The organism is Methylomonas sp. (genome assembly GCF_023228165.1).
Classification (GTDB): domain Bacteria; phylum Pseudomonadota; class Gammaproteobacteria; order Methylococcales; family Methylomonadaceae; genus Methylomonas.
In genome coordinates this window covers 147,662-157,526 of sequence record NZ_JALOBS010000011.1, presented here as the reverse complement: position 1 = coordinate 157,526, position 9,865 = coordinate 147,662, and the positions used below count along the sequence as shown (strand labels likewise).

The following is a 9,865-nucleotide window of genomic DNA, read 5'->3' as shown; positions in this document are numbered from 1 at the left end:
TCGGTGTGGTGTGGTCGGTCATATTATGTTCTGACGCTCAAAGGTTTTTGATGATCGCCAAATCACGCTGGGTCGGGCCTACATACAATTGTCTTGGGCGACTGATAGGCGTGGTCGGTTCGTCCATCATTTCCAGCCAATGCGAAACCCAACCCGAGGTTCTGGCGATGGCAAACATCACGGTAAACATGTCTACTGGAATCCCCAAGGCTTTGTAAATGATGCCGGAATAAAAGTCCACATTGGGATAGAGTTTCTTTTCGATGAAATATTCGTCTTTTAAGGCGTGCTCTTCAACCGCTAAAGCCAGCTCGAACAGCGGATCGTTAGTTTGGGTTTTGCTCAGCACCTCGTGACAGGTTTTGCGGATAATGGTGGCGCGAGGATCAAAGTTTTTGTAGACACGGTGGCCGAAACCCATCAAGCGGAATGGATCCTCGTGGTCCTTGGCTTTGGCAATGTATTTGGGTACGTTTTCCACGCTGCCGATTTCCGCCAACATGTTCAAAACCGCCTCGTTGGCGCCGCCATGCGCCGGCCCCCAAAGCGCGGCGATTCCCGCCGCCACACAGGCATAGGGATTGGCGCCCGTACTGGCCGCCAGACGCACAGTCGATGTGCTGGCGTTCTGTTCGTGGTCGGCATGCAGAATGAACAGCAAATTCAAGGCTTTGACAAAGTCCTGATCGATGTAATGGTCCTGGTCGATATAATTTTGCGAGGACCGCGAAAACATCATGTTCAAAAAGTTTTCGCAATAGCTCAAATCCATACGCGGATAAACGAACGGCCTGCCGACCGAGTGGCGATAGGATGCGGCAGCTATAGTCGGCATTTTACCTATCATACGGGTTGCCGCCCGCAAGCGTTGCGCCGGATCCTTGATGTTCATTTCGCTGTGGTAAAAAGCGGAAAGCGAACCGACCACGCCGACCAGCATGGCCATGGGATGGGCGTCGTAATGGAAACCGTCGAAAAATTTACGCAGCGATTCGTGAATGATGGCTCTATCGCTGATCTCAAGGTTAAAATCCTGTAATTCCCGTTCATTGGGCAACTCGCCATGCATCAGCAAGTAAGCCACTTCCGTAAACTCGCAATGTTCGGCCAGTTGCTCGATGGGATAACCGCGATACAACAGGATACCGTTATCGCCATCGATGTAGGTTATTTTGCTGGTACAGCTGGCCGTGGCCACAAAGCCCGGGTCATGCGTGAAGCAACCTAAGTCTTTATAGAGATTACGAATCTCGACGGTTTCGGCACCTAGAGTGCTCTTTAGTAATGGGTACTCGACTTGTTTACCTGTACCGGTATGCTTAATCAGCAACGTATTGTTTGCCATGGTGTTTCTCTACATCCTATATGGTTGACCAATGGGTAGCTTTTTGATTATCACACAGCACCGGCTATACTCCAACCTCAATGGGCCAACTTATTCCTAATTCAGCGTTCCCAAAAAATTTTTTTTATGGTCTGTCGGTTCACACTACAACCGCCTCCAGTTGAAATAGCCAAGCACCAATAACCGACGCTTTGATCATTTATCCGCATACAGGAAGATTTTCGGTTCAATAAGTCGGCCGAAAAGACCCGACCCTTGAACGATGCACAGGCAACGGTGTTGGTAATTTCCAATCAAGACACTTAGCTTTCCGGGTTCGCAAGCATAGCCAGCCGATGCTTTACAGCAGGGGCTCCGACCAAGCCGTCGAATTATCCGTGGCGAGTCAAAAACCATTGGCGCCCAATCCTCGGGAATATGTGCGGAGGTCCATCCTTTTCCAGGTCGAGAGACCGGAGTGTATACGGAAAAACAAGTTGAAGTTTTTGACTCGTAAGCGGTAGAGGCAACAACACCGCGCACCGTTACCGGAATCAACTTGTTTGCTAGGATTTCTGCTAACATTAGCTTAACTTATACAGCCTGCTTGTTGCTGCCTGCCAAGGTTTTAAAACAACAGAATGGCTTTCTTTGGATAATTTATCTAAATACGAAATTGTCAGGATTACGCTGGAAAACACCCGGTTTTACATGAAAAATCTGGTTTTAAACTAAAAAGCAATTCGAAACTATATTAGTTTAGAATCAACCTGTTAATGCCTGATTAATGCTTGTACATTCAGCAGCGGAAAAGCCTTACCAATCAGTTTCCGATACTGATAAACGTTACAAATTACGGATGCAGTATTTTTCGACCAGCCATTTGAAATATTCCAATGCTTAATATAACTAAAATATCTGTTAATTATCGCCTTTGCTGGGCCTTATTAGGGTTTACCGCTGTGGTTGGCGCTGAAGAACAAAACGAAGCCCTCAACTTGAGCGTAGAAGACTTGCTGAATGTCGAAGTGACTTCCGTTGCCAAAAAAGCCCAATCCCTCAATGATGCGGCGGCGGCGATTTTTGTTATTTCCAACGAAGACATCAAACGTACGGGGGTCACAAACATTCCCGACGCCTTGCGGCTGGCGCCCGGTCTGGATATTGCCAAAATTAACGCCAATCAATGGGCAGTCAGTTCGCGCGGTTTTAATGGCCGCTTTGCCAATAAATTACTGGTGCTGGTGGACGGCCGTAACGCCTATGCGCGCTCTTTTTCAGGGGTATACTGGGAAAATCAGGATGTAATGATGGAAGACATCGACCGCATCGAGGTCATTCGTGGCCCCGGTGCCGCGTTGTGGGGCGCTAATGCAGTGAACGGAGTGATCAACATTATCACCAAAAATTCAGCCGAAACCCTGGGTGGTTTGGTAACGGGCGGCGGCGGCAACCAGGAAAAAGGCTTTGGCTCGCTCCGCTATGGCGTGAAACTGGGTGAAGACACCAGTGCAAGAGCCTATGTGAAAGGCTTCGATCGGAATCAAAACACCCTGCAGTCAGGCGGCAAAGCCGGCGATAACTGGGATAAGGTACAGGGCGGGTTTCGTCTGGATTCGCAATTAAACACACAGGATACGCTGACCGTTCAGGGCGATGTTTATCGCGCCACCATCAATCAGTTTGCCTATTTTCCGCAAATCTCGGCGCCTTATCAGACCACGGGCAATATCAGCAATCAGGATGTGGGCGGTAATTTACTGGGGCGATTTCAGCATACTTTTTCGCCGACCTCCGATTATTCGCTACAATTTTTTTACGACGCCTATAAGCATCAAGAGGCGATGTTTACCGACAGCCGGAATACCCTGGATTTGCAATTTCAACACCGGTTCGGCTTGCTGGACTGGCATGAAATCATCTGGGGAGGGGCATACAATTATGGCCATGACCAGCTAGTAGGTAACCAGCCGCAAAATGGTTCGGCGGCCATCATCAATTTAAATCCAGCCAGAATCAACGACCAACTCGCCAGTGGTTTTATTCAGGACGAGATGACATTGATAGACAACAAACTCTGGTTAACCATCGGCTCCCGGTTTGAACATAACGACTACAGCGGCTTCGAGGGCCAACCCTCAGCCAAAGTCATGTGGGCGCCGCACAATCAACACAGGCTCTGGGCTGGCGTTTCCAGGGCGGTACGCACCCCTTCAAGGGCCGAGCGCTATGGTTCGGTGCTGACCGGCGTTGTTCCACCGCAGCAAGCCGCTCCACCTCTTCTTTGTCCACCGGCTTGCACGCCCCCGGTTGGAATCGTTGCCCAGGGCAATACACGTTATCAGTCTGAAGAGGTGATTGCTTACGAAGCTGGTTATAGGACCACTTTTTCCAAGTCGGTTTCCCTGGATGTAACCGGTTTTTATAATGTCTACCGGGATTTGCGCTTTGCGGAAGAAGGCACACCGTCTTTCAACGGCACATCGGCGACACAACCTTTGAATTTTACCAATCAATTGGGCGGCAGAACCTATGGCGTCGAAATTGCCACCATCTGGCAAATGCTGAATTGGTGGCGCTGGGATGTCAATTACAGTTGGCTACATACGCACATAAACCCGAATGCCATAGGCGCCCCACAGACCAACATCAGCCCGCAACAGCGGGTGTCGTTACGCGGAGTCCTTTCGCCCTGGAACGATATCGATCTGGATTTCTGGTTCCGTTATGTCGACAGCAACTTCTCCGTGGGTTCCTTAGGCGAGAACACTATCAAAAACTATGTCACGCTTGATTTGCGCGCGGCCTGGCGGCCGATTAAAGATGTTGAATTATCGGTGGTGGGTCAAAACCTGCTCCAGCAAAGTCATCTGGAATACATATCAGAAAACCAGACCTTCCCGACCTTAATCGTACGCGGTCTCTATGGCAAAATAAGCTGGAATTTTTGAACCATGCACACATGGATCAACAAGCTTCCGCGCCTGTTGCTGGGGCTAAGTCTTTTGTTTAACACCCAGCCGCCGGCACAGGCGCTGACGCTGGAAGAACAAGCCGTATTGGCGGCGTTAGCGCTGAATATTGTTCGCTTCACGACCTGGCCGGAAGCGCTGCGGGAGATGAAAGATAGCCTCGATTTCTGTGTAGTTGGTGATAACGTAGTTCAGCAATCCTTTGCCGGTATTGATCGCAAAGCTGTCGGCAATAAAACCTTAAACATGATCAATCTATCGCGTTTAAGTAATTTCGATCAATGTGATGTTCTATTCATTAGCGAATTAAAACAAAATATTTTGCTGCAAGTGTTTGTCGAGATAAAAAAAATGCCCTTGTTAACCATTGGTGTCGGTGACGATTTTGCCAAACAAGGCGGTATGGTCGGCTTGGAAAATGTCAATAATAAAATGACCTTGCATGTTAATGTCACCGCAGTACGCGAAGCAAATTTAACGATTAGTTCGCGATTATTGAGCTTGGCTAAAATCATTAATAATTAATCAATATGAATTGGTTTAAAAATGCACCTATCCGGGTCAAACTTATCTCAATCATGACGTTAACGGCCATGCTAGCCCTACTCCTGGCCACGGCCGCGGTGGTAATAAACGAATATGTCACCAAAAAGAACGACACAGAAAAGCAATTAGTGTTAATTGCCGACATAATTGCCTGGAACAGCTCAGCCTCATTGGCATTTCGCGATACCCAAACCGCCCAAGAAATGTTGAAAGGGATGAACAGCCTGCCCAGCCTGCTTTCCGCTGATTTGTATGACCAGGCCGGCAATGTGTTTGCCTCATACCATTCGTCGAAAAAATCGGCCTCAAGCTGGAATGGCGAAGCGATCAAAAATTTAATTATCGTGCCGCAATCCAATACGCAACCCAAGGATTTACTGGCATACCTAACGAGTAAATTGGAATTTTGGTACAGACAATTATTTAAAATAAACACCGAAAATGCCCCGCTGCCGTTTTATAGGGCAGTGGTTACTTATGACGATCAGAACCAGTTACATGTACTCAAGCCTATTTTGCTTGATGGCGAACTACAAGGCATCCTGCATCTGGCTGATGATCGAAGCGAATTGCAGGCCTTACTGAATAGATTTTATTTAATCATTTGTCTGATTTTTGTTGTAACCGGTCTATCCATTCTGTTTATTTCAACTAAATTGCAGCAAGTCTTTCTGTCGCCCCTGTTGGATTTGATGGAGGCCATGCGCATGGTTACGCATGAAAAAAACTTTACCCGTCGCATTACCTCGATCGGCAAGGATGAATTCGGCGAAATGGCGTCCGTTTACAACACCATGCTTACCGAAATTCAGCAGCGCGACGAGGCATTAGAGCAGCACCGCGCCAACCTGGAACAAATGGTGGAACAGCGTACCGCCGAGCTGCGCCATGCCATGGAAGCGGCCCAAGCCGCGAGTAAAACCAAATCCGAGTTTTTAGCCACCATGAGCCATGAAATCCGCACCCCCATGAATGGCGTGATAGGCATGACCGAATTGTTGATGAGCACGGGACTCAACGAACGGCAAAACCGTTTGGCCGATACGGCCTATCGTTCCGCCAAATCCTTGCTGAGTATCATCAATAACATTCTGGATTTTTCCAAAATAGAAGCCGGTAAGCTGCAACTGCTAACCCGTGAATTCGATGTTCGGCAATTGCTGGAAGAGACGACTCAAATGCTATCCGATCAGGCTGACCGAAAAGGCGTGGAATTGATCCTGAATATTCCTTCCAACTTTGCTTGCGTGGCGCGGGGCGACGCGGAAAGAATACGTCAGATTTTAATCAATCTGTTGGGCAACGCAGTTAAATTTACCGATCAGGGTGAGGTTCAGCTGAAACTAAGCCCCGCCATCAATCCATCCGATCGAGAACAAATTGATCTATTGTTTGAAGTCATGGATACCGGCCCGGGAATTGCTGTTGAATTCCAAGAACATATTTTCGACAGCTTTACCCAGCAGGATGGCAGCATTACGCGCCGATATGGCGGTACAGGACTCGGATTGGCTATTTCGCGGCAACTGGTGGAACTGATGGGCAGCCAGCTCATGCTCAACAGCGTTCCAGGCCAAGGATCATGTTTTTACTTTCGGCTCACTTTGCCGTTAGGATTGCAAACCCGGATCAGCAAAGCAGCGTTTGAAACGTTGAAAGGTGTAAGTATTCTGGCGGTAGACGATAATGCTACCAATCGCGAAATCCTCACCGATCAACTGCAACAATGGGGAGCCGAAGTCACCTGTGTCGATAGCGGCCCGAGGGCATTAAAGCTACTGCATGACGCCAACAGCCAGCATATTCGTTTTCGTGTCGCCATACTCGATTGGCATATGCCTTACATGGATGGCCTGTCACTAGCCAAAGCGATTCAATCAGACCCGCTGATAAGCAATTTGTCCTTGATTTTACTCAGCTCTGAAAGCGTCAATATCGACAGCGAGAAAAGAGATCAATATGGCATCAGTTGCTATCTCAACAAACCGGTATTTCAGCAGCAATTACTGGCGTCTCTGCAGACTGTATTGGCACAAACATCTACCGAAAAACCGCCTGTCCCGGCACTTGAAAATCCGCCTCATTCCACCTTTAGCGGTCATATTCTGGTTGCCGAGGATAATCTGGTTAATCAAGAAGTCGCCAAAGGGTTACTGGAACAACTCGGCTGTCGGGTAAGCATCGCCAATAATGGGCAGGAGGCGGTCAAAATATTCAAGGAGCAGTTGTTTGATGTCATTCTAATGGACTGCCATATGCCGATCTTGGACGGTTTTTCGGCTACGATTAGCATTCGCGACCATGAATTGCGCGCCGCCAGAACCTACACCCCCATCATTGCCTTAACCGCCGACGTGCAAAAAGGCATTGAAGAGCAGTGTCACCAAAGTGGCATGGACGACTATTTGAGCAAGCCGTTCAGTTTGGCGCAGATACAGCAAGCGTTGGAAAAATGGCTACCGTTGCAGGCTAATGTACCTCAGCCAAAGTCTATTACCCAGATCAAAATACCTAAGCAGAAAGTTACCGCAGTATTGGATGAACCCACGCTGGCCTCTCTGAAAGCCATCGCTGATAGCAATGGCATAACTTTACTGGAAAAATCAATCAAACTGTATATGCAAACCGCGCCCGAAACGGCCGAACAGATTCATCAGGCCATTGCTGACCGAAACGCCGACGCATTGCGCAACGCTGCCCACAGTTTGAAATCAGCCAGCGCCAATCTCGGCGCTCGTGCACTCACCACTACCTGCCTGACTTTGGAAACGGCGGGCAGAGAGCAAGACTTTAGCGCCGTCACTTCGCTGCTGGTGGAATTTGAAACGCATTTTGAGCAGGCGCTGACAGCCTTGAAAGCCCAGTATTCAAGCGCCACTTCCCAGAAAAATGAATTTGTTGATCTGATAGACGAAACAGCATCGACCGCTAAACCAATGCAAATCTTGGTGGTGGATGACGACCCTAATTTTCGTCTGATCACGAGTGCCCACCTGAAAGCGGTCAACTTCGATGTAACGGAGGCGCACAGCGGCAATGACGCTCTGAAAATATTAAAAGCACTGCAACCGGATTTGGTCATTATGGATGCCATGATGGATGATCTGGACGGCTTCGAAACATGCAAGTCGCTCAGGGCCGACCCTATGCTAGCTGATATTCCGATTATTATGTCCACGGGTCTCGACGACATCGAATCGATCAATCAAGCATTCAAAGCAGGCGCCTCGGACTTTGTGATTAAGCCTTTAAACTACGCGTTATTGATACACCACATTCGCTTTTTGTTGCGATCAAGCCGCAATACCGCAGAACTTCGTAACAGTCAGATACAACTGTCGACCGCACAACGCATTGCTCGGATGGGCTATTGGACATGGAATGCAGAAGAAAACAAATTCGAGATGTCCGCCTTCCTTGCGGAATTATGTCAGCTCGATCAAACGGCATTCTCAGGCAGCCTGCAGCAGTTTATCGAGTTGATCGATCCGGAAGACCGCGTCCATGTGGAAGGCAACATTTATGCTACGCTCGACGGCGCCGTAACGCCTACTATCGAATACCGATTATTGTCTCACGAAGGTAATACCATCGTGGTCAATCAAGAAACCGCGCTTCTCTCCAATAGCCAGCATAAGATCGTTACCGGCACCGTTCAAGATGTTTCAAGACAAAAAGAATCCGAGCGTATTATTCACCAGTTGGCCTATTACGATGAATTGACCGGACTTTGTAGCCGCGCTTTTTACCGTGAGCGTATTGAACAAATCATCAAGTCCTCAAAACGCAATCACCGTCAATTCGCCTTTTTATTCCTCGACCTCGACGAATTCAAATATATCAACGACAGCTTTGGCCATCATGTCGGCGATCAAGTTTTAAAGTCTGTCGCCGAGCGCATCAAATTGGTGACCCGGGACGTGGATCTGGCGGTTCGCCTTGGTGGTGATGAGTTCTGTATCTTGATTGACGATCTGAATGACGAATATCAGGCCATTGAGGTAGCGGAACGTTGTTTAACTGAAATCAATCGCCCATTGATTATAGCCGGCAACCATCTTAAACCGCGCGTAAGTATCGGTATCGCTATCTATCCAAAGGATGGCGAAAATGAACATGACCTGATGAAGGCAGCGGATTCCGCCATGTATTCGGCCAAAAAAGCCGGCAAGCAGCGGTATGCCTACTACCGTCCCGAAATGACCGCATTGGCGATGAAACGCCTACAGGATGAACAAGAGTTACGCAACGCAGTCGAGTATTCCCAATTTATTCTGCATTATCAGCCCCAAATCAATTTATTGACGGGACGCATTGAAGGCGTTGAAGCCTTAATTCGCTGGCAACACCCTGAACGCGGCATGGTCAGTCCTACTGAATTTATTACTTTGGCCGAAAACCTGGGCTTAATCATCAAAATAGGCGAATGGGTCTTGCATACCGCCTGTCGACAAATGATGCAATGGCATCAAGCCGGCATGCCGTTAATTCAGATTTCAGTCAATATTTCTTCGTTACATTTTCGAGATAAAGGTCTGCTTGCCAGCGTGCAAAGCGCGCTTTTGCAAAGCCAGTTACCCGCCGAGTTTCTGGAGCTTGAGGTAACCGAAAGCGTGATGCAGACTCAAGGTGATATGCAAATTTTTCACAATATCAAGGAACTCGGCACCAAAATTGCCATTGACGATTTCGGTACCGGGTACTCTTCTCTCGCCTCAATCAAGGAAATACCGCTCGACTGCCTGAAAATTGATCGATGTTTCGTACAAGATGTATTGTATAACATACAAACCCCTGTGTTGCTGGGCACTATCATCAGCCTGTCCAACGCCATGGGCTACAAGCTGATAGCCGAGGGCGTCGAAACCATCGATCAATTATTAATCATGAGCGGCTTAGGTTGTCATAACATACAAGGCTATTATTTTAGCAAGCCGGTTGATGCGGGCGAGTTTCCCGCCCTGTTAAAACGGGACTATAAATTGGAAACACTTAGCCAACATCATTCGCTTTGAGAAGGCTA

General features: G+C 48.2%; 4 protein-coding genes. 3 read left to right on the top strand and 1 reads right to left on the bottom strand.

Features of this window, described 5'->3' with window-relative positions; genetic code table 11:
• Positions 1–37 precede the first annotated feature (37 nt).
• A complete protein-coding gene (locus M0R33_RS10450; protein WP_292568510.1) occupies positions 38–1,345 on the bottom strand; it encodes a citrate synthase in 1,308 nt (435 codons plus the stop codon).
• 875 nt (positions 1,346–2,220) lie between these two features.
• Here M0R33_RS10450 and M0R33_RS10445 point away from each other — a divergent pair.
• From M0R33_RS10445 to M0R33_RS10435, 3 genes are read left to right on the top strand one after another with little or no spacing between them, the layout of a single operon-like run.
• The gene (locus tag M0R33_RS10445; protein ID WP_292568508.1) at positions 2,221–4,275 is read left to right on the top strand and encodes a TonB-dependent receptor; all 2,055 of its coding nucleotides are present in this window, start codon (positions 2,221–2,223) and stop codon (positions 4,273–4,275) included.
• A 3-nt stretch (positions 4,276–4,278) separates the two neighbouring features.
• On the top strand, positions 4,279–4,821 hold the full coding sequence (locus tag M0R33_RS10440) for a YfiR family protein (RefSeq protein ID WP_292568506.1): 543 nt from the start codon (positions 4,279–4,281) through the stop codon (positions 4,819–4,821).
• A 5-nt stretch (positions 4,822–4,826) separates the two neighbouring features.
• Positions 4,827–9,857, top strand: a complete 5,031-nt coding sequence (locus tag M0R33_RS10435; RefSeq protein ID WP_292568505.1) for an EAL domain-containing protein — start codon at positions 4,827–4,829, stop codon at positions 9,855–9,857.
• Positions 9,858–9,865 lie beyond the last annotated feature (8 nt).

Excerpts from the sequence above, each read along its gene's own strand:
- M0R33_RS10435 (WP_292568505.1), top strand. The coding sequence starts at position 4,827 with ATGAATTGGTTTAAAAATGCACCTATCCGGGTCAAACTTATCTCAATC.
- M0R33_RS10450 (WP_292568510.1), bottom strand. The coding sequence starts at position 1,345 with ATGGCAAACAATACGTTGCTGATTAAGCATACCGGTACAGGTAAACAA.
- M0R33_RS10440 (WP_292568506.1), top strand. The coding sequence starts at position 4,279 with ATGCACACATGGATCAACAAGCTTCCGCGCCTGTTGCTGGGGCTAAGT.
- M0R33_RS10445 (WP_292568508.1), top strand. The coding sequence starts at position 2,221 with ATGCTTAATATAACTAAAATATCTGTTAATTATCGCCTTTGCTGGGCC.